We start from the raw sequence: 23615 nt of genomic DNA, 5'->3' as shown, positions 1-23615 counted from the left end.
GGAGCATATTTAAGAAAAGTTTTTTGCTTATTAGTTCAGTGTTAAATTAAGCCCAACACCTACACCCCAATGACCACCAGAACTCGTTGCAGAAAGGTTGGAGCGGATTTTTCCATCCTCAGAAGAATAACCAGCACCAAGAGCAAATGCAGATTGTCCGCGCCATAAGCCGCTACCAAATGCGACACTTAGCTTTCCAGGTGTGTCATTATAGCGTAAGTTAGATACTGCTAAACCAATAGCTGCAGCTTGTTTTGCTTCTTTCCGTACATTTTCTATGCGATAATTCAAAGCCTCAAATTTCATATTGGTGTAATTGTTAGCGCGTTCAACGGCATCATCAATAGCATCGATAACGATATTGTTTACACGTTGATCAGTGTAGTGCTTTGATTGGTCAAGAATGATCTTCATCTGTTCTTGGGTGTAATCATGGAGCTGACCACCATTTACAGCTTCTTTTGAATCTTGTCCAATACGACCATTAGCAACATTATCAATCGTAACAGGTTCACTTTCGTTGCCACCTACTAAGGTAACTTTGTTGATTTTTTCGCCATTCTCATCTCTGTCATAGAGAACAACTCCATCAACAAGATCATCAACCCTATCTTCAATATCATCAACTCTGTTTTCAATATTGATAACCGTGTCATTAATATTGGTAACCGCATTTGAAATTTTGTCAACTTTGTTTTCAACCTTAGTGATACGTTCGTTGGTCTGCCAAAGCTGTCCGCCATTGACTGCATCTTTTGAATCTTTTGCAATTGCACCATCTGCTACATTGATAATCTTACTTGGTTGACTACCATGGCTAGCGTCATAGGCTCCTTTATCCTTATTCCACTTTAAAGCATCTGAATCGACCTTATTGATGACATCATCAATACGGTTATTAATATTTGACATCCCGTTATTAATACCACCAAAAGCCTCAGCAACATTATTATACTTATTCTCAACAATTTTGCCATCCGCATTGACTTGAGAAATCAAAAAACTAGGTGCTGTCCATTTGCCATTCTCATATTTAGCACCACCACCGAAATAAGCAGCAAGTTGATTGCTCATGAAATAAAGCTGGCTACCATTGATAGCGTCTGTTGATTCCTCATGAATTTCACCATTCATAAGGAATGTAAGTTTGCTTTTTGTCTTTTCTCCATCTTTTTCGTGAAGTGCAACAAACGCCTGTTCTGCATCATCCCACAACAGAGCATCTTTAGAAATCTGTCCTATGCTTTTATCAAGTTGGTCTTTGTTAACAGCTTCATCACCCTTTTCTGCTGCTTTTACACCAGAAATAGTGCGTCCCAAACCGCCAACGCCTGCAATATTGATCTCAGTACCAGCTGTTTTCGCACCAATGGTAATAACACCTGACGCACCTCCATCTTGCTTAACAAGATTATTTTCTTTCATTTCAATAATCTTATTATCAAGATTCGTAATAGAAACATTCACACCAGTAAACGCATCTGTAACATTATGATATGTGTTATCCTGAATAAGGAAGGTTGGTTCTATACCGGCAAGTACATCTGTATTGCCACCAAAATATTTTGATGTATTTTCAGCAACTTTTTTCAGATCACTTGTTACAGCGCTAACATTCTGATTAGTCGTAAAGAGCTGTGAACCATTTACTGCTTCAGTCGAGATTATCGAAAGTGTCGCATTTTTCACACCAGAAAGTGTCCGCTCCTCATTGTTCTTATTTGCAATGCTGATTTTAGTACCACCTGTTGCCTTACCAATGGTGATAAGACCATTCTCTCCTTCTTGCTTCACAAGGCTATTTTCTGTCACATTATTAATCTGATTATAAATATCTGTGATAGAATTATCGACACCTTCAAAAGCATCAGCAACATTATGATGCTTTTTCTCAACAATAGTGCCATCCTCATTACGCTGAGAAATTTTGAAAGTAGGCTTGCTCCACTTTCCATTCTTATAGCTAGCTCCACCGCCAAAATAATTAGCAATCTGACTACCCATTGAATGAAGCTGAGAACCATTGATTGCATCAGTGGAGTCTTCAGTAACCTCCCCCTCTGAAACACCCGTAATGATCCGTTCTCCATCAGTACCTGTGATATCAATTTCCGTACCATCTGTTTGAGAACCAATGGTGATAAGTCCAGAATCTTCTTCTTGCTGAACTAAACTATTTTGTTTTATATCCAAAATCTGATTATGAATATTCGTGAAAGAATTATTCACGCCTTCAAAAGCATCAGCAACATTTGAGTAAGGCTGCTTAGAAGAAGTTCCATCATTCTTGAATTGGATAACATTGAAAGTAGGAGGGTACCAATTACCATCTTCACCATATCCCGCGCCACCACCAAAATAACGAGCAACGTCATTCATCGCATTTATCAAGCCTTGATTAACATTCTTGATATTTGTATCAAGCCCTGTCAAAGCTGATCCAACATCATTATATCTCTTCTGTTCAACTTTACCATCTACACCAACATGCGATAAATTATATTTTGGTCCTGTAAAGACACCAGTCTCGAATGAAGCACCACCACCAAAATAATTAGCAATCTGACTACCCATTGAATGAAGCTGAGAACCATTGATTGCATCAGTTGATTCTTCAGTAATATCACCATTCAAAAGGTAAGTAATCTTACTTTCTTTTTTTTCTTCATTTTGTACATGCAGTGCAACAAATGCCTGCTCTCCTTCACTCCAAAGCAAGGCGTCTTGAGAGAATTTATCAAATTTCTGATCAAATTCATTGGTGACATATGTCAAACGATTATTCACATTTTTGACATTTACATCAAGTCCTTCAAGAGCCTTACCAACATCAGTATATTCTTGCCGTTCTACTTTACCATCTGCAGAAACTCTAGATAAGTTATATCTTGGTCCTACAAAGGCGCCATCCTGAAATGCTGCATTGCCACCAAAGAATTTTGCAATATCTCCAGATATCTTATTAATCTGGCTACCATTTATCGCTTCTGTTGAATCTTCTGAAATCTTTCCATTTTTTACACCCGCAATGGTCCGCACTCCATCAGTACCTGTGATATTAATTTTCGTACCACCTTTTTCAGTACCAATGGTGATAAGTTTCTGTCCTTCGTCCCATTTAATAAGACTATTACTTGTTACATTGTTAATCTGACTATAAATATCTGTGATAGAGTTATCCACATCAGTGAAAGCATCCGTTACATTATGATGTTCTTTCTTCTGAACAGTAAAAGTTGGTTTGAAACCATCAATCACATCTGTCTTACCACCAAAATACTCTGATATATTAGCAGCATAATTGAAAAGCTGATGGCCATTTATTGCTTCTGTTGAATCGGAACTGACCTTTCCAACTGCAACGCCAGAAATAATTCGATTCTCACCTTCAGAGTTCGCAACTTTGATTTCGATACCGCCTTTTTCGGCACCAATGGTAATGAACTCTCCATCTTCGTCCCATTTAACAAGACTATTTTCTGTTATATCAAAGATTCTATTATGAAGATTCGTGATGGAACTATTGACACCACGAAAAGCATCAGCAACATTATCGTATTTCGTACTAGTAAAAATACCATCCTTATCAGGCTGTAAAATACTGAAAACAGGACCAGTCCATATGTCATTCTCATACTTAGCACCACCACCAAAATAACTAGCAATGTTGCTACCCGTAGAATAAAGCTGGGAACCGTTTATTGCATCATTTGAATTAGAGTTGACTTCTCCATTATAAACACCATAAATAACTCGCTTCTGACCTTGATTATTTTGAACACTAATTGACGAGCCGCCTTTTTCCTTACCAATGGTGATAAGTTGCTGTCTTTCGTCCCATTTAACAAGACTATTTTTTGTTATATCAAAGACTTTATTATAAAGATTCGCGATGGAACTATTGACACCATGAAAAGCATCAGCGACATTATTGTGATCCATATCTTCAATATTACCATCCTTATCAGGCTGTAAAATACTGAAAACAGGACCAGTCCATATGTCATTCTCATACTTAGCACCACCACCAAAATAACTAGCAATGTTGCTACCCGTAGAATAAAGCTGGGAACCGTTTATTGCATCATTTGAATTAGAGTTGACTTCTCCATTATAAACACCATAAATAACTCGCTTCTTACCTTCATTATTTTGAACACTAATCGACACGCCGCCTTTTTCCTCACCAATGGTGATAAGTTCCTGTCCTTCGTCCCATTTAACAAGACTATCTCCTGCCATTTCATTTCTGATTTCGTTCAATTGTGCAAAATTTACTGCATCGGTATCTTCAGTTCCCTTTGCCACTTTTGTAATCTTTTGATCGCCAGCACTAATACCATTAACAGTTATGCTTGGCCCATTACCATCAGTAAACATAAAGCCAGCAGCACTCATAATGCTTCTGCCTGTAGTGACAGTCATTACCTCAATATCATCAGCTAGATCAAATGTGACATTGTGATTTTCGTCTTTTTCAATCTTAATATTCTTTTTGTTTTCATTGCCAGCTGATTGGAAATTTACTGTGCCATTTGGTCCAATAGCTGTAGCATCTCCACCATTAACAGAAAGCTGCCAGCTCGTTTTGGTTGCCTTTTCTATATCTTTCAGCTGTCTATAAGTCACTGCTTGGTCATCTTCAGTCGCGTCTGCTACTCCCGTAATCTGTTGCTTGCCAGCATCAATACCGTCTATAGTTATAGTTGGTCCCTTATCGATCATAAAACCATCGTCACTCATAGAACTTTGTCCTGTAGTGACACTAGCCAATTTAAGAGTATCACTCAAAACAAATTGGACTTTTTGCTTATTATCTCCACTTGCCTTTTGAATCGTTAAATTGTCTTTTCCTACTTCTGTACTTTGCACTGAAAAATCGACTGTACTGCCTGGAGTAACATCTGTAGGATTTCCATTGCTAACAGAAAGTTTCCAGCCTCCTCCTGCTCCTGCCATGACATCTCTCATAGCTTTCAACTGAGCAACGTTGACGGCATCAGTGTCTGCACTCCCCGCTGCCACCCCTGTAATTTGTCGTGTTAGCGTACCGCTACCCCTGCCACCAACTTCACCAACACTGAACGCGCCTGTGGTGCTCTTCCATGCTATATCGGTTTTTGTCGAATTACCATTCGAGATAGGGTCATAACCAGCAACCCCCTTGTCTCTATCAGAGATAGATCCTCCACCCACAGCAACACCATCCTTAGAAAGTACTTGCGAATTTACACCAATTGCAACCGAATCCTCTGTTTCAGCATAAGCCTGCGTACCTATAGCAATCGCATTTTGAGCCTTCGCCATTACTTTTCTGTTAGGATCAACTGATTCAGTTCTGTCAGAGCGCCTGCTCCCTATTGCAATAGCACCTGAAGCTTGAGCTTCAGCCTCTGAACCTATAGCAATCGCATAATTATTTTCTGCCCTTACCCTTGTCCCCATAGCAACACTATTTTTACCTAATGCAGTTGCAAGTCCCCCAACAGCAACTGCAGATTTCCCCGATGCCTCTGAATCAACACCCATAGCAACACTTGCTATACCACTTGCAAGCGCAGAAACACCATAAGCTTGCGCTCCACCAGCTTTTGCCGTTGCACCTGCACCAAAAACGGTTGAATAATTCCCCGTCGCTGCAGATCCACAACCGGTTGCAAAAGAATAAACACCATAAGCCTCAGGCATCGCATTAGCGACACCCAAAGTCGGTGTCCCCATATAAGCACCATCATTGGTCGTAACTCCATCACCACTCCAAATAACCTTATCAGTGGTTGTACCATAAGGACTACGATTATTAAAAACTTTCTCACCAACAAATCTCTCATATTGCTCTACTGCAGTTATACGAGAAGTATCCTTTATTGTCTGCTGTTGTTTACCCCCACGTCCAACAACATTATCCGCACCACAGAAATCATCATCACCCGCAAAGACAACACTGCCATGACTGCCATATGGATACGATACACTTGGACTATTCGTACTTAGACTAGACGCTCCTGTTATCGCGAGATTCGCAGCCAAAATAGGCGAAACACTTGATAACAGTGCTGTCATTACTGTTCCCAACGAAACAGCCTTAACCAAATTTGATGTTGAATATAATTTTTTCATAAGAACCTCCTCCAACAGAGTCCAATATCATTACAACGCGCAAAAACCTCACAGCAAAACCCTGTTTGCGCCCCCAAAAACGAATAAATTAAAGATAAAAACACCCCCCCGCGATAGTGATTTTCATCACAGAATCACCCTAAAATCTCTGAAAAGATATTGAATCTAGAAAAGTCCCCAACCCTTTTAGCTAGAGGGATTCAAGCTAAAAAATAAAGAAAAAATACAACTTTAAAAATATTGCATAATCTCCATTCAAAAATATCGCGATTCATCTCATAACAAAAACAGCACCCTCAAGATGCATTCTACCTTTTAGATAAAGCGCATAAGCAAAATGGCAAGAGTACAAAAATAATTTTTTATGGTGAAACAAAATTTATTTCTAATAAACACTGAAATATATAATTTCAGGCGATATCTTAAGCATATTCCTATGAAATCTTGTAATTTAGAATATTATAGCTAGAATGATTATGTAACCTTGTGGCTTTAATCATAACGATCAAACAATTTATCAAACCACTTAAAGATACAATTCCCTATTCTGCTTTCTTCCATAGGCATCATTATTCTTTATATCATGTAAGACTTCTTGTTTTTAGCTCTCTTTTTTAAGTTAAGTGATGCAAAGCAAAGTAAGGATAGAGGATTTTTTAAAATAGGTGCCTTTCATAAAAAACCGTCATAGTTTGTAATCTTATGACCTTTATACAAAATAGAAGAATTCTATACACTCTCTGGTGGTTTCTTCACCTTTCAGCTTATCGCTTTCCTTTTTGATCTATAAAAATCAAATTGCTAGCTCATCAACATTCCCGCTGATCTACAGATTTATTTGCACTGTACCGATAAAAACAAAAAGCCTGTTTTTCAAAACAAACAAAAACAAATCTGTTACCTTTTTAGCGTTGTTGGCACCATCTTTTATTTTAGCAAAAGAATATTTTCAGGTGTGGTTTTAGGTATTAGCTCTTTTTTTGTTAAAAAATGCATCATCTTAACCATCCTTGCATCAATGGCTATGCTCTTTTTATGTGCAACTTGATTAGCATCAGATAAATGCCCCTTTTTCGTCAATTTAACTTGATAAAAATTTATGATAAATTCCAGAAAAAAGCGATCACTTTGCCCCCCAAAAAAAAGTATAAACTAACTGGACTTTCACTAATAAAAAAAGATGATAGGATACCAAAAGAAGCATATTTAAGTCTGTTAATATCATCTAAATACTGAACTGTTCCACTGGATACATCTCCTGATATTGCTTTAAAAGCTAACAATAAATACGAAAAGTCTTGAACTCTTTGTAATAATGATTACTCTGTTTTAAGAGAGGGGGGGATTTTTCTTTGCAAAAGCGATTTATGCATTCATCAAGTATCAGATGTTGGCATTTTTTATACAAAATTACTTCACACATCTTTTAGAGATAAGTATTCTCTCTATCAGAAATGCCACTGCGTTTACGCACATATTAGATCATACACTGCAAAACATATTTTATAAATGCTTCCTAACTATTTACAAACCTTTCAGCACACGCACCACGTAAAAATCAAAAATAAGTCTTCAATTATGACGCAAAAGAGAATTCCAGAACATATTATTCAGTCTGCAAAAGTAATTACTGGTCGTCCAGACCATATTGATTTGCCCTTTTTTCTTTTCGATGCCGATAGTGCTTTGGTAAAAGTGAGAACACTGGTGTCAACTAGCAAAAAGTACTTTGCTCATGTCAACATTACCGTTTCTCTTCAATCTTGCTCGCTTGGAATCTTTTGCAGATTGTTGGCTGAAGAAGGGTTAAATGTAGAGGTCTGCTCTGCTGAAGCAATTCAACTCGCTTCTGCCATGGGATTTTCTGACGATCGCATCATTTTAGATAGCCCTTGCAAAAATATTGAAGATTTGTCTCTTGCACTAAAAAAAGAAGTTCTCATTCACATTGACAGTATCAGCGAACTCCATCAGCTTAATATATTAGCCACGCGTAACAGGAAACGCTATGGCGTAAGCATTAAGCTTTCTCCTTTTGACAACGATGGAAAAGACTCTCAAGTTGGAATAAGCAAAGAAGAATATATCAGGGATATTTTGCCTTTATTATCTGGCTCAGGACATCTTTATCTCAAAGGTTTTCATCTTCACATCGGTTCTTACTTGGAAAACTCCCCAACAGTTTCCGATACTCTGAATGATTGGCTTCCTTTTCTTGCTGAATATATGCCACCATCTGGACTTCTTTACATAGATAGTGACTTTTTTGCTGATTGTATTTCATCCACCCCAGAAAATGAAATAAACAATCTAGAAGCTATATTTTGTAGCATTCATGATGCCTTAAATAGCTACAATCCAGATCTGCTTCAAAAATGGAAGCTGATTTTTAAACAAAACTGCCTTCTAAGCCAAGAGAATCTCACGATAGTGGCAAAAGCATTTGGCTATAAGCATCGCTATGGTGCTAAAGTCATACAAACCAATCTAAGCATCAACCATATCCCTCCAATGCACAATCGGCTTTATTCCTTAACACTGTTGAGCGATGAAAGTAACAACCCTAGCACAAGTGAACAAATTCACTTTGAACTTAACTGTTTTGAAAATGACTATCTGTGTCTACAAGAAAACTGTGGTTTGAAAGAAGATCAGCATTTTTTGATAAGAGGCTGTCATCCCTGTGATATGCAAACCGCTAACGAATGGACTTGCAGAAAACTACCGGTCTACGTCTGGCTAAAAGGAAATGTGCTCACCGCAAGGATGCCTTCCTCCATTTTATCTGCTATTTCTAGAGATTTATTGCATAGAGAAGAAAAACTCTCTGTAGACAACAATATTCGATTAGAAACATCATCCAGAAAGTTTGCTCCTGCGCTCTATGAAGCTATTGACTTCAATAGAGAATATTTCAGCGAATTTATGGCATGGCCACGTTTTGTTAATCATGAAAACGATACGGCAAACTTTCTAGATTCCTGTTTTCTCGCGCATCAAAAGGACGAAGAAAAAAACTATGTTATTTTGTTCAATAACACTCCGGTTGGTTTACTTTCCTTCAACAGCATCGACCATGGAAATAAAACTGGATATATTGGATACTGGCTCGATAAAAGAGCTCAAGGAAATGGCATTATTACACGAGCACTAAAAACACTTGTTAAGCATTACTCTTCGCATCGTATTCTCAAGCGGTTTGTCATTAAATGCTCTACCGCTAACCCAAAAAGTAATGCCGTTGCAAAGCGGTGCGGTTTTGTACTTGAAGGAACACTTAGACAAGCTGAATATTTAAATGGAATTTTTCACGACCAAAATATTTATAGCTGGATTTCGTCTGATAACTGATACATTCACAGTATATTCTTTGAATTAACATATTTATTGTGTGATTTTTCTCCGCACTCAAAAATGATAAAAAAGCGCAAAATAAACAAGTAATAAATTAAGTGCAAAGGATGAATGAAAAAGAAATAGGATTAATTCTTTGTTTTTATAGATATTTTTCATCATTAATGCGTTATTTGTCAAATATGATTTTGACAGCAAAAAACAAAGAATATTTCCACTTTTATTTTTCATTTTAGCGGTCTATTAGTCTGTCTCTTATGTCATTACTACTTGTACTCTTTCAGCCTTAATTTTATGTTTTAAACGCAATTTTAAAAGTGGCAAAATTGCTTCAATATCTTCGCTATCGTTGATATTTTGAATAAGCCTCCTGCAACTTTCCATAAAGTTTCACCGCGAATCCGATACACCTCTTCAGGGGGAAATTGTATGTTTGCATCATGATAGGTCATGTCAACTAAACATCTAAGCTTTTTTATAAGTCTAGAAGGAATTGCTGGAGAAGTAATATTGAAAACCTGAGTTTTCATTGTATTTATGATACATTTCATCTTCACTCGTCAAAAGCCAATTCAGTTTAACACCAAATTTCTCTCCATATGATTATGAAACGGTCGCATCTTGAGTTCTATCACCGCACTCATAATTGCCGAGCCCCTGAATGTTGATACCAATTTTAAGAGAACATATATCACGAGATAAACCTAAAAGCTTTCTAACTTCTATAGGTTATGTTGCTTGTGGAGTTTTGGGTTCATTTTTTTGTCGTATTATAATCAGTAATGTTTATATATTGAATTAACCAATATCCCATTTGTAGACATACCTTTTATTCTTTCATTGCCCGTTAAGAAGAGCGGTTATTACGCATAGAATTCTAAAAAATGGATATTACAGCATCCGTTAAGCAGGAGCGAAAATTATAGTAAATCACACAGATGGTATCACCATAGTATTCTGCCGAGCTACATCGCTGGAATATAACCGCAGCAGAGCTCGCAAAAGCTTAATAAATACCGTCATCCAGTATCAAAAACACTAGACACAGCCCAATGAAAAAGCTGAACGCGCCATTGTTGATTTTACCAATTTGCCCGTCGCGCAAATTTTTGCTAACCACTACCCAAAAAGTTGTAGTTGCATATTCAAAGCAGCAAAAAGCCCATACGGTCTCTCTTGTTGTACCCGCGCAATGACACCATTTGAACCTTGTTTTAAAGGTGTGCGTATTAAACGCATTTCCCATGAATTTAAATTACATAAGGCAAAAAATCTATCAATGTTTAAAAATCAATACGAAGTAGGCAAAATAAATTGGTTTTCTCCAAAACATGAGACTATTATCCCTTACCGTTTACAAGCCGTACTTGCTTATTGTTAATATCAATGGCACTGATTTAGCTTTAGTTGGAAATTGAGATTAGGGTGTTTTGTTAATCGTTAAAATGGCCCATCTTATGCGCAAATTAAAAGCCGTAAACCCTATAGTGAAGGTATTGTCATATGCATTCACGATTGGAAAATAAAAACCCCTGATGTAATAAAGTTTCTTATCGGCTTTGGGTTCAAAGTTGATACTTCCTGCCAAATAGAAAAAACCATAATGTTGGCGTACATGGCGGCTTGTGGTAATGGCAGTAGCACGATTTTAAATATATCAAAGATGCACGAAAAACCGCAATGTGGAGAAATGAGCATGACCCCTTTATGCGATAAGGAATTATCTGATACCCTTGTTGGTCTTTATGACGACTATCAGCGCGGTTTTGATATTGGAGAACAGCTTAAATTGTGTGTGGATTTGGCTCTATCCCTTGAATTGGAATTAAGTATTCACCGTTTAAGCGAAGCAGATGCGGTTTTAAAAGAAGAAATTGTACAAACATTGCGCCATCGTAGAAGCTCTCATTCCAATGAAGATGAGACGAGCACTGTTATTCATATGGATTTTGAAGAACGCAAATAATAGATATAATCTCTTCTATGATGAGAGATTGCTTTACACTCTGCTCTGCTTAAACAGCTAACGAGAAGAACTGTTAAGAAATTTCAAAACAAAGCTTATGCTTTATTCGCTAAAAACTCCAACTTCAGCATTCGCTTATCTATAATTTAAAAGCAAAATATTAAATGTGAAGCGCCGTAAATATTGGTAGAATGACATAGATCTACAGCGCATTTTAAGTGAAGTATTCGAATGATACAATGTATAGAGTAATCATTGAAGACAAAGCTAGCCTGAAGAAAAACTCCTTATTTGGCAATAGCATCAAACAAACACTGGAAGATTGTGATGTATTTGCGGGGAAAATAACCACAGGAAAAAGATGCTGGTATGCAGGATATAGCGCAAATAATTATGGCACTACACAATTTCATAACATTAATACTAGAATGGATACGATGCAACTTACCTACCCTATCCAATTACTCATGAAAACAGGTAATTAGCCCCTGTTTCTTTGGCAACCAGTGATAGAATCAAACGTTTTTACCCATAAATCCGCTATTACTAAGGGAATCCCAAGCAGCAGTAAGACATTTGAGCCATTTTTTCAAATTTAGTGGACAATTAATATAGGTTCTACATTGAGAAATATTTAGTAAGCGATTATTCGGTATGTACTCGAAGAAAACAACATCGCTGTAGCACTATTGGACACACTTGAAGAATGCCTAGTACATATTAGAGATTTTGTGATAGAAAAGCATGTGGAGGTGAAACAAAAAAGCTGATCAATATTTACTGTAGCACTCAAGCGGTAAATTCAATGTTGGCTAAGGGAATCAAAGCGGTAATCGCACCAGAATTTGGACCGACTTTTTATCGAAATACATAGAATCTTGGCCTGATTATTATTGAGCTCAAAAACATATTATTTGAAAAAGACAAAAAATAAAAAGCAATCTCATAGAAAGAGAGAAAGCATCAACGAGCCGTTCCTATTCAACTCTCTTTCGGAATTTATGCTTAATATACTGGCCAAAGGAGTGCTTCTCAATTATGCATATCAGCAATTATAAAGAGGGTAACACTTTATGATACAAAGCGTTCAACCCAAAAGTGAAAAGTTTGACGGATTGGCTGATGATTATGATCGCTATCGTCCACGCTACCCCTTCACCTTATTTAAAACCATGCTGCTTCCTCTTAAGGACAAAAAGCATTTGTCCATCGCGGATGTGGGGGCTGGAACAGGCATCGCATTAGAAGGGATTGTCAAACTTCTTGGGAATAAGCACCAATATCATGCTATCGATATATCGACAGACATGATTAAGCAGGGGCAAAGAAAATTTCCTACTGTGCAGTGGTATCAAGGCCAAGCCGAAATCCTATTGCCCCAAATCGGCGAGGTCGATCTTGTCGTTGTGGCGCAGGCATTTCAGTGGATGGATCGCCCTCAATTGCTTTGCGCTGTCTCCTCCCAACTCAAAGTCAATGGTGTAATGGCGGTCATTCAAAACAATCGCGATTTTAAGCATAGCGAATTCTTAGCCGCTTATGAAACATTGTTAGAGAAAATGAGCCCTAACTATTCGCGTTATTATCGTAATTTTGATTTTTTACAGGAAATGAGCGATGGTTTTAGGGTAAATCCAAAAAAGATTGCTTTACAGACGCACAATTGGACGATGACGATCCCATCCGAAGCCTTTATTGGAATGAGCCGTTCCTCAACTCAAGTGCAACGTGCCATTGCTTGTCACGGGGAAGAATATTTGCAACAATTGGTTGCATTGGTAAAGCAATATGAAGTGCAGGGAAATTTGGAGATTTTGTATCGAAGTGAACTCTACATGTATGCAAGATAATCTTACATCTATGATTGCCTCCATTACCTTCCTACACCAGAGCAAACGATGTTTAGTTGACTATAATTGAGTTCTGCTGAAAATAATAATTTTTCTTGTAGATTAGCAAAAAAAGAGTCCATAGCTAAACTACCATGTGTTTATTGGAATAAACTTTGAATTCACCAAAGTTTATAAAACCCAATTTTTTATAAATTCCAATTCCCTCATTAGAGGCTTGCATACCAATAACATGACATTTCTTTCTTTTTAAATGTTCAACAGCAATTTTTGTCATGAATGTTCCAACACCTCTTTTCTGAAAATCTGGATTGGTGACAATATCATACACTCCACCAACTCCATCCGCTTTAATACAAAAACATATTGCTACAGGATTGTTATTTATATAACCAACGAACATATCTACATCAGGATTTTTTTTATAACAGCGACCTATTGTTTCATAAAATATTATCGCCTCCTCATCAAAAGGCTCGAATGCTGATGCCATAACATTTCCATAATCTATAAAATCTTGAACTGATTCAACTACCTTGATTTTGAAGTTGTTCAGCATAGAAGTAACATGTGAATCTATATCTTGAGCTAAAGCTGCCATTCCCACCTCTGTTTCAACATGCTCTAAGCCAATAGATAAGAGAACTTCATTAACTTTGTAATTAGACGAATGAGATCCAACCCACCAAGCTAAAGGTAGTTTCTGTGCATTAAAGGAATCGATTATGGACTTTGCTTGGTCTACAGGTATAGTTTCTTGTAAATTTTTAGCAGCGATAATATTGAATGTGTCTGAAGCAAATGTTGAATTAACAGAAGACACTCCAGTTGAAAAATCAACAACCTTCATTTTTGGACATAATTTTGGTAAAAAACGTACCTTTGCAAAAAAATTATTCTCTAACGATAAGTCTATTTTTGATTTTTTTAACATTTGTTCTCCTTGTAATTTCTCATCCTTTCTAATTAATCTTTTAATACTGATCCTGTAAAAAAATCCGTCAGCGCAAAGATAATCCAAAAATCTTTTAAATAAGCCTATATAACCTGCAAAGCCCAAAAGATCCGCCACCAATAATTAAGTCTTATAGTGTAGTTTCGTTTTAATAAACCATTGGCTACTATTGGGGGAAGCAAATCCCTGTTTACTTTATGCAAGTTAATAAAATTAGTTAATGCGGCAGTATCTAAAATGTGATTTTCTGGAATAACAAGCGCGCCTCCGAACATTAAGATTGCAAAAACTTCCTAAATACTAGCATCAAAAGTGAAATTGGAAGTATTGCAGCATGAAGGCACTGGTTAAAATAGGAATGGATTTTTGAAGATTGCATATAAAATTCTCAAGGTTTTTTTTATGTTTAATCGTTTGGCACTATCAAATCTTGATCTGTGATCATCAACTAGAACATGTAAAAAAGTATATCCCATCTGCATAACAGCCAGCATATCAATAATCATAAGAAGCTTTGTTTTTCTTCTAAATTATTGCGACTTTACCAGTATATTCGTCCTGCAAATCAAAAACGCTATTTAATTCATCTGCGCGCTTACAAACTTCTTCATGTACTTTTGCATATGTGAAATATATATCTTTAGAAATTAGAGCACTTGAGGATCCAAAAACAGAAGCGTTTTTGGCAAGAAAGTTAGCTGTCATGATTAATGATCCTCCTGTAATTTTTTGTTGTTGAATACATTACGAAAATAAGGAGTAAAAAAATTAAATATAGAATTCTGAACAATGTTTCTAAACATATTGGTGGCAGCGTTTATATCTGTTGATCGAACATTAAAAAACATCAAAAGGCATCATATCCTTGAAGCCGTAGATAGAAGACGAAATACCCTCGCGACAACAAAGCATTTTTTAATGACTTTAAATGGTCTTTTCAATTGGGCTGTTGATAATGCTCTTTTGAATAGAAATCCCGCCTTTAATATTAGAGCTCCAAAGTCTTTTAATACAGAAGAGTTCACACCATGGCTAGAAGAAGAATTGACAAATACTACCGTCGCTGGACGCTAGGACTCCATGAACCTGTTTGGATTGATGTTTTTCTTTACACAGGCTTGCACCGTGGTAACACCGTTCGTATCGACTGGAAGGATGTCAAAGATAATATCATTCATATCAAAACAGAAAAAAGCCAATTTAAAACAAATGTTTTTCTCTAGATTTTTCCTGAACTCTAAAAATTAATCCTATTTTGGAGATGAAACATTCATTTGCGGGAAAATGAAAATAAGCTCGTTAAAGAAAGTTTTGGCAATCTATTTCGTGATACATGTAAGCAGCAGGTATAAAAAAATCAGCACATGAATTGAAAAAATTAGCAGAAACACGCGCTTCTAATGCAGCGCTACGGTTTCATAAATGAAAGCGCTTTTTGGATGGACTGAAAAAAATGGCATCCATTTATACCAAAATAGCAAATATAAAACGACTATCAATAGAAGCAATCAAAAAGGTTCGGGATAGACATAAAAATAAGATAAAAGAATCAATGGAATCAAAATTCCCGAACTTTTATACAACCCATTAATTTTATCTAAAATGGCGGAGAGAGAGGGATTCGAACCCTCGATATGGTTTCCCATATACACGCGTTCCAGGCGTGCGCCTTCAACCACTCGGCCACCTCTCCAGTGGTCCGCACTATACCCAGAAAGAAATAACGTGCAAGCTTAAACTCTACACTTAAAATTAAAAAAACAACTTTCTTTATCAAAAGAAGATATAATACTCATTAAATAACAAGCATATCCTCTCTTTTTAAGACGCAACTTTTTCCGTGGATAGGCTTCTAAAATGGAATAAATGGATTGTCATAAATTAGCAATTTTTTTGTTCATTCGCACAGCTTCAATAAGTGGACCCATCATACTATTTATTACCTCCCAATGTTGCGATAACTCTTGCATTGAGACAGTTCATAAGAAGTATATTTACTCCTTTCTAAAACGGTTTTTATCCATACACCAATACCACTTGCAACGTGCAAGAAAATGATTGCAATTGATTTAACATAAACAGATTTAAAATAAGAGAATCTTACGATATTCTGGAAACAGAATTCAATATGAAAATAGTGAATTATCATTATAAATCAATGCTTTTTCTACCCATGAATAACATTATTTTCAATAAGTATCACCACTACATCTGTTGCTGCTGATTGTATTCAGTAATCAGCAAAATAAGTGTTTAAATTAATCTCCTGATCCCAAAAATTAAAACATGCTTCACAGAGATAATAAATTTCATTCCAACAAAAACAATTTATAATTTGGTTGCTTACCAAATTGCAGGATTAACTAAATCTTCGCTCTTGAAGTTTCTTGTCACCTTATATCATTGCTAAGAGCACGTACAGCCCGCGCAGTTTCACACTGTAATGCTTTCTGCGCTAAAATTTTCATATCTTCAAAACTATGCGTCTGCAAATACGCTTTCACTGGAGGAATATCACAAGATATCATAGAAAGTTCATTAATCCCCAATCCAGTCAAAATCATCGCTGCAAAAGGATCTCCAGCCATACCGCCACATACACTCACCCAACAGTTATGTTTTGCTGCCCCCTGAACAGTTTGGTGAATCATGCGCAAAACTGCTGGATCAAGACTATCCGCTTCAGATACAAGATAAGGATTTTGTCGATCAATAGCCATTGTATACTGAGTTAAGTCGTTAGTTCCAATCGAAAAAAAATCAACATGAGCACTTAAAACATCTGCCATAATAGCAGCCGCTGGCACTTCAATCATAATACCAAATTTTAATTTTGGCGCGCCAATATCATTCTGAATTTCTTCTGCAATCTTCTTCATAGAAAAAATCTCTGAAACAGATATGACCATAGGAAACAGCAGCCATAGATCACCTCCCTCTTTTGCAGCTCGATATAAAGCACGCAACTGGGGAACCAAAAGATCACGCCGACGTAACAAAAGCCGCGTTCCTCGAACGCCTAAAAATGGATTGTCCTCTTTAGATAAATGTAAATGTGTAACCTGTTTATCCCCACCAATATCGAGCGCTCGAATAATTAATGGCTTATCTCCCACAGCTGCAATCATCGCTCTATACACATCAAATTGTGCCTCTTCATCCGGAACGTGTGGACTATCTAAAAATAAAGATTCTGTACGCATGAGTCCAACACCTTCGGCTCCTAAATCAAACGCAACAGAAACTTGATTTGCGTAATTGACATTAGCCATGATACGAATCCTTCGACCATCTGTTGTGTGTACAGGCAGTGCGCATATACGTATCTCATTGTCACGCTTTTGCGTCAAAATACTTATTTGTTTTTGAGCGTCTTCAACATCTAAAGAGATGGGATCAAGATAAATAAAACCATTATCACCATCAATAATGCCTTGAATATCACTCTCAATAGCTAAAACATCAGAACCGGCAGCAACAACCATTGGAATACCGAGCGTGCGGGCTAGAATAGCTGTATGAGACATCGGACCACCCCATGCCGTTACCAACCCGCGCACTTTTGTACAATCAAGCTGTGCTACATCAGAGGGAGACAAATCATCTGTAATAAGAATGACATCGTGTGGGATATCATTTAAAAAGAATGATCTATAGGATGGATTAATCTCACCCAAAACACGACGACCAACATCAACTAAATTAGCTGAACGCTCCTCCAAAAGAGGATTATCTATCTTAGAAAACATATCTGCAAACTGCCGAACAGCTCTATCCCAAGACCAAGCAACACCATGTCCTTCTGCTATAAAACGACAAGCTTGAGCTATCAGATTTTCATCTTCAAGCAAAACCATTTGCGCAGAAAAAATCGCAGCAGAAGCTGCCCCCATACGCGCTGTGATATCAGCAATAACGGATGCCATTTTCTGTTTGGTTTTTGTAAGTGCATTCTCAAGACATGCCGTACCAGTTGCAAAACCCGTTGGTTGGTCTATTATGGAAAGGTCATTCTTTCTTAAAACAAAAATCTTGCCAAGAGCTAACCCTGGACTTGCTCCAACACCAGAAATACCTTTTTGCCCAGAGCGCGGATACCAGCCATGGAGAGTCCTAGTTTGCGCTTCCATTTCTCTCATCACACATTTTTCACTTATGCTTACTTTCTTTGCGACGGAAATTGCATCCCTCAGAAGTTGTGCACCTTCTGCAGCATCCGTCGAAAAAATCAGAACATCACCGTTTTTTGCCCCTAATTGCAATAAACCAACCAAATTTTTCATTTCAACGGTATACGCACCACAACGGACTCTGATAGAGTTCTGAGCTTTTTTTGCAAAGTCAACCCAAAGAGAAGCTGGTCGCGCATGAAGACCACTTGGATAATCTAAAGTCCATTCCTGACACACCGAAAGGTCACCCATAAAAGTCTCTCTCTTCTTCGTGTCCTGACCAAATAGAGTGGTAACAATTTTCTGCTTGTCCACTGTTGTCGAAAGTACTTCAAGCCGTTCCTGATCAAATAGAAGACGCGTCAATTTTTTACAAATCTCTATATAGCGATCTGGACGAGCTGCAATGGCAATGACCAAACGCGCTTTATTTCCATCCCGCCACTCAACGCCAGCAGGAATCTGTACAACAGCAACAGCATCCCTGATAATCAAATCATGACTTTCAACCATTCCATGCGGGATTGCTATACCATTCCCAAGCCAAGTATTCGTTATTGCTTCACGTTTGAGCATGCTTGCCAGATAACATTTGTCGACTGCGCCAATCTGCACAAGCAATTCAGCAGCAGCGTGAATCGCCTCATTTTTATGATCAAAAGCAGCTGCAAGTTGTACAGATTTTATAGACAAGATTTCTATCTCGTCAAAATCTGGATTTATTGCTTCTGCTTCTTCACGTCTCATCATGGATTCAAACTGCCTCACGTTTGAGTATGAATATCTCTTATAAATTTCGTTTCAAACCCGCATTGCCTAAAATACAAAGCATAAACAACCATGCGAATTTCCTTTGTTTTAAAGAACATATCTAAGTGAAGCATTTAAACAATCCAACGTGGTCCATAAAATGATTAGATATTGTTAACCACCAAGTTGCTGAAAGCTATCATCAACAAATCTGCCTTTCACTCTTTACTTCACCAAGACAAATACGCACTTAATTAACTGAAAAGTCATTTTCAAAAAATGTTCTCACCCTCCCAAGTTATTCGTCATAACTTGTCATTATCACTCATATTAAGAAAGCAGAATACCCCTATCACCTGCAACTTAAGCTGACATTCCTCCTCCCTCAACCAAGAAATCCGCCCCTGCCCCTCTCTGACGTATTACAGAACAAAAAATTGTACCACGCAACCCACCTCCTTGAGATTTCGCGCAGCTAAATATCCTCAACACAAAATCCTCAAAATACAACCTTATACAACCTTGACTACATTGTAGACTTCCCTTTCTCAAAAAAATACCGCAACCGCCCAGTACTTTCTATCTACATAGCTGCAAAATAGACATCCCAAAACAATATCCTCGACAACTAAAATCAAACAAAGCTCACACACCACTTAATTTCTAAGCACTTTAGCAAATAAGATTATAAAATTAAAAAGTGCTGTTGCCTTAAATCAACCATTGCTCTTATGCTGGTTTTATTTCCAAAATGCTCACCAACATACAGATCAAAAATATTCTTGATGTAACTGATTGCACATAGATCATTTCGATATCTTCAAACTCAATCCCCTTAATAACAAATCTTCACTCTAGATTTACTGAAAATATTCAATGTACATCCCTGCTCAAAGCAGCACTCATAAACGCTCTTATAGCTTTTCTTACAGATCTCCCTTTTACGGATAGCAAACTATTCAACAGCCATCACCGTCCAAAGAATATTACAACCATTATGAATACCACAGCCCCAAAACTATCTCATCTTCACCAAAATGATTGCACACATGCTTCCTTATTGAATTTCTCTATACTTTTCCGGAAACAACCCCTCTCACACTTTCTGCTCATCAAAAGAAAGTAGACTTTTTTGCACCACTATTATTCCACAAATTTCCTCATCACACCAATGCCTTCAGTATAAACGAGATACAACACCAATCTTTTAATTTATTTAAGAAAAACGTTTCCCCAGATTCTGTTTTTTTAGTTTCCCCACAGCACACACCTATTATACTTTGCATTATACCATAGAGCGCAAAAAAGGAAAGATAGCTTCCTATCTTTCCTTTCAGAGTTAAAGAACTTCAAAAAACGAAGTTCACCAAAATAACGGCTTATTGCAGAGAAATATTACGGCTGACTCTGCTCCCCCTCAACCATAGGAATGACTGAGACATACGAACGATTGTTCGCTTTTCTTTGAAAAGAAACCTTTCCATTTGACAGCGCAAAAAGAGTATGATCTTTCCCAATCCCGACATTATCACCAGGATGCCAGCGTGTACCACGCTGGCGAACAATAATATTTCCAGCGATAACAGCTTCACCACCAAACTTTTTAACGCCAAGACGTTTTGATTCTGAATCGCGACCATTACGCGAGGAACCACCAGCTTTTTTATGTGCCATGGACGTTGTTCTCCTTTAATTTTCTTTACTATTTGACACCACAGCCGCTTTCTTCTGCGATGTGGGCTTTTTTTCAGCAGCTTTCTTAGCTGTTTCTTTAACAGAAGCAGTCGCTTTTGTTTCCTTTGTCGTTTCTTTCAATTCAACTGCTTCTTTTTTTATTGGTTTTGCAGCTGCTTTTTTAGGCTTTAAACCACCCATTAAAATTTCTAAAATACGAAGGGTTGTCACCTCTTGGCGATGACCACGCGTGCGTTTTGAATTTTGACGACGGCGTTTCTTAAATGCGATAACCTTACGCGCACGTGCTTGCTCTACAATCTCAGCTGTAACCAAAGCATCGGCAACAACAGGTGCACCAATAATGGTATTATCCTCTTGCCCAACGATCAATATGTCTTTGAATTCAATAACATCACCGGTATTTCCAATAATTTTTTCAACTTTAACCACCTGATTAGCAACAACACGGTATTGCTTACCACCGGTTTTAATGACTGCGAACATTTTTTATCCTTTCGTTCACTCCAGCTCTTATTTGATTTCTGCCTTATCAATAAGGGAAAATAGGCCGCTTTTTATCAGTCGTAATAGATTTAAAAAGAGAGATAAAAACACTCTAACAAACACAAACACGCGCAGATTTCTCCACGCTTGTATTTTGAGCATATATGACGGAATTTCTGTTCTCTGTCAATAAAGTCTCACAAAAAAGCAAAAAAGGGTTGTGTTAAAAGCAATTGAAGGTTATCTACCCGCCATATACTCAAACAGTGCAAATTTTATTGCACTTTCATTGGAGAGATGGCTGAGTGGTTGAAAGCACCGCACTCGAAATGCGGCATAGGGGCAAACTCTATCGGGGGTTCAAATCCCTCTCTCTCCGCCAAAGTATCAGCCTAAAGTGGCATCTTACAAAATCTCTTTATTCCGCACGTCTTGCCTGAATATGTGCTAACAACCCTAATGTTGAACTATCGCGGTTCTTCGCTTTGTTTTCTCCGCGGAGAATTAGTAACAATTCATTTGCTAATTCTTTGCCAAGTTCAACGCCCCATTGATCAAATGAATTAATATTCATCAAAATACCTTCGACAAAAATACGATGCTCATAAAGTGCAATGAGACGACCGAGTGCAAAAGGTGTCAATAAATCTTGAACCAGTATAATACTGGGACGGTTTCCCTGAAAACTTTTGTGAAGCGCTAAATTATCTGTTTCACACTCATCAATTCCACTTTTTACAAGAATACGTCGAGCATCTTCGACACTACGCCCTTTCATCAAGGCCTTTGATTGCGCTAAACAGTTCGCTACCAACATGTCATACATAGGATATAAATTCTGCTCATGTCCTTTTATAAATAAAATAAATTCCACAGGAACAACATCTGTTCCTTGATGCAAAAGCTGAAAAAAAGCATGTTGCCCATTTGTCCCTGAATCACCCCAAACGATAGGACCACTTGAAAAAGTTAACGCTTTGCCATCCAAAGAAACCTGCTTACCATTTGATTCCATATCAAGTTGTTGCAAATAAGCGGGAAAGCGCGCTAAACGCTGTGCATAAGGAATGACCGCACGTGATGAGTACCCACAAATAACTCGATGCCAAAACCCTAAAAGTGCAAATCGAATAGGTATATTTTCATGTAAAGGTGCTGTTTTGAAATGTTGATCCATATGCTGAGCACCATTGAGAAATTGGCGAAAATTTCTACTGCCTATTGCTAACATAACAACAAGACCAATAGCCGACCAAATCGAATAACGCCCTCCAACCCAATCCCAAAATCTAAAAACTCTTGAAGAATCTATGCCAAATTCTGCAACCTTATCAAGCGCACTGGAAACAGCAACAAAATGCGTGTCAACAGCTTCTTCTCCTAAATGTGAACAAATCCATTGACGTGCAACTTGAGCATTTGCAATTGTTTCAGCTGTTGTAAAAGTTTTCGAGGCAATAACAAACAGCGTTGTTGCCGGATTCAAAACAGCAAGAGTATCAGAAATATGTGCACTGTCAGCATTAGAAACAAAATGACAATGCGGACCATCATGATAAGGTTTTAAAGCATGTGTAACCATTGCGGGTCCAAGATCAGAACCACCAATACCAATGTTTACAATATCGGTTATCCTCTCACCACTGCCTCCCTTATAGCTTCCATCGCGTACCATTTCAGAAAATCGTTCCATACGAGCAAGAACATTCTGAATATCTTGAACAACATCATGACCATCCAAAATGAAAACTTCGTCAACAGGCAAACGTAATGCGATATGAAGAACCGAGCGTTTTTCAGTTGTATTAATGGCTTTACCGGAAAACATTGCCTCACGTCTGCCTAACACATCTGCTGCAACAGCCAAATCGTCTAAGAGTTGCAATGTTTTAAATGTTACGCCACATTTCGAAAAATCGAAAAGGAGATCATCAAGTCTTAAAGAAAAATGGGAAAAACGTTGCTCATCTTCTCGGAAATGCCTACGAATATCACTCACCCCATCCTTCGTAGCATGTCCTCTCAAAGCTTTCAAAGCTGCCTCAAAAGCTTTTTCGTTTCGAATTGATGAACTATCTCCCATGGTCTGATCTCTCATGGTTATTGACAATGAAATCTGCGCAAAACAATAATAAAACAGCTAAAACTTCCTTTATTGCAATCAATTTTTGCTGTTCATATACATAATGAAGCGGTGTAAAAAGTGGAAAGGTAAAACCTGAAAACGACATTTTTAAAACGAAAATAAAAAAATATTAAATCTTCCC

10 protein-coding genes, 2 tRNA genes and 1 pseudogene are annotated in these 23615 nt (G+C 37.5%); 5 read left to right on the top strand and 8 right to left on the bottom strand.

Going from position 1 to position 23615, the window contains the following annotated elements; all coding sequences use genetic code 11:
- Positions 1 to 30 precede the first annotated feature (30 nt).
- Positions 31 to 6120 (bottom strand): Vomp family autotransporter, encoded by a 6090-nt coding sequence (locus tag ACKC4Y_RS00160; RefSeq protein WP_409361438.1) that lies wholly within the window; start codon positions 6118 to 6120, stop codon positions 31 to 33.
- A 1578-nt stretch (positions 6121 to 7698) separates the two neighbouring features.
- Between ACKC4Y_RS00160 and rimL the strand changes: the two genes are divergently transcribed.
- The 3 genes from rimL to ACKC4Y_RS00145 all read left to right on the top strand — a co-directional run bounded on the left by rimL (position 7699) and on the right by ACKC4Y_RS00145 (position 13290).
- Positions 7699 to 9471 (top strand): 50S ribosomal protein L7/L12-serine acetyltransferase, encoded by a 1773-nt coding sequence (gene rimL / locus ACKC4Y_RS00155; RefSeq protein ID WP_409361437.1) that lies wholly within the window; start codon positions 7699 to 7701, stop codon positions 9469 to 9471.
- A 1699-nt stretch (positions 9472 to 11170) separates the two neighbouring features.
- Entirely contained in the window at positions 11171 to 11440 is a 270-nt protein-coding gene (locus tag ACKC4Y_RS00150; RefSeq protein WP_409361436.1) for a hypothetical protein, read from the top strand.
- A gap of 1073 nt (positions 11441 to 12513) precedes the next feature.
- Complete coding sequence (locus tag ACKC4Y_RS00145) at positions 12514 to 13290, top strand: class I SAM-dependent methyltransferase (protein WP_409361435.1); 777 nt, start codon at positions 12514 to 12516, stop codon at positions 13288 to 13290.
- Positions 13291 to 13414: 124 nt separating this feature from the next.
- Here ACKC4Y_RS00145 and ACKC4Y_RS00140 read toward each other — a convergent pair whose 3' ends face one another.
- Positions 13415 to 14362: a GNAT family N-acetyltransferase gene (locus tag ACKC4Y_RS00140; protein WP_409361434.1), complete on the bottom strand. Its 948-nt coding sequence runs from the start codon at positions 14360 to 14362 to the stop codon at positions 13415 to 13417.
- Between the two features lie 408 nt (positions 14363 to 14770).
- A complete protein-coding gene (locus tag ACKC4Y_RS00135; protein WP_409361433.1) occupies positions 14771 to 14950 on the bottom strand; it encodes a hypothetical protein in 180 nt (59 codons plus the stop codon).
- Positions 14951 to 15003: 53 nt separating this feature from the next.
- Between ACKC4Y_RS00135 and ACKC4Y_RS00130 the strand changes: the two are divergent.
- Positions 15004 to 15836, top strand: a pseudogene (locus tag ACKC4Y_RS00130) (tyrosine-type recombinase/integrase); the annotation flags it as partial.
- A gap of 12 nt (positions 15837 to 15848) precedes the next feature.
- On the opposite strand, the gene ACKC4Y_RS00125 reads toward ACKC4Y_RS00130, so the two are convergent.
- The 4 genes from ACKC4Y_RS00125 to rplU all read right to left on the bottom strand — a co-directional run bounded on the left by ACKC4Y_RS00125 (position 15849) and on the right by rplU (position 21348).
- Positions 15849 to 15938: transfer RNA gene (locus tag ACKC4Y_RS00125), tRNA-Ser, on the bottom strand.
- Between the two features lie 697 nt (positions 15939 to 16635).
- On the bottom strand, positions 16636 to 19167 hold the full coding sequence (gene ptsP / locus ACKC4Y_RS00120) for a phosphoenolpyruvate--protein phosphotransferase (protein ID WP_409361432.1): 2532 nt from the start codon (positions 19165 to 19167) through the stop codon (positions 16636 to 16638).
- A gap of 1395 nt (positions 19168 to 20562) precedes the next feature.
- A complete protein-coding gene (rpmA, locus tag ACKC4Y_RS00115) occupies positions 20563 to 20841 on the bottom strand; it encodes a 50S ribosomal protein L27 (protein ID WP_409361431.1) in 279 nt (92 codons plus the stop codon).
- Positions 20842 to 20856: 15 nt separating this feature from the next.
- The gene (gene rplU / locus ACKC4Y_RS00110) at positions 20857 to 21348 is read right to left on the bottom strand and encodes a 50S ribosomal protein L21 (RefSeq protein WP_409361430.1); all 492 of its coding nucleotides are present in this window, start codon (positions 21346 to 21348) and stop codon (positions 20857 to 20859) included.
- A gap of 291 nt (positions 21349 to 21639) precedes the next feature.
- Between rplU and ACKC4Y_RS00105 the strand changes: the two genes are divergently transcribed.
- Positions 21640 to 21730: transfer RNA gene (locus tag ACKC4Y_RS00105), tRNA-Ser, on the top strand.
- 36 nt (positions 21731 to 21766) lie between these two features.
- Here the strand turns inward: ACKC4Y_RS00105 and pgi are convergent.
- The gene (pgi, locus tag ACKC4Y_RS00100; RefSeq protein WP_409361429.1) at positions 21767 to 23431 is read right to left on the bottom strand and encodes a glucose-6-phosphate isomerase; all 1665 of its coding nucleotides are present in this window, start codon (positions 23429 to 23431) and stop codon (positions 21767 to 21769) included.
- Positions 23432 to 23615 lie beyond the last annotated feature (184 nt).

This window comes from Bartonella heixiaziensis, assembly GCF_046245125.2.
Classification (GTDB): Bacteria; Pseudomonadota; Alphaproteobacteria; order Rhizobiales; family Rhizobiaceae; genus Bartonella; species Bartonella heixiaziensis.
The sequence above is the reverse complement of the archived record's forward strand: the minus strand, read 5'-3'. Positions and strand labels throughout refer to the sequence as shown.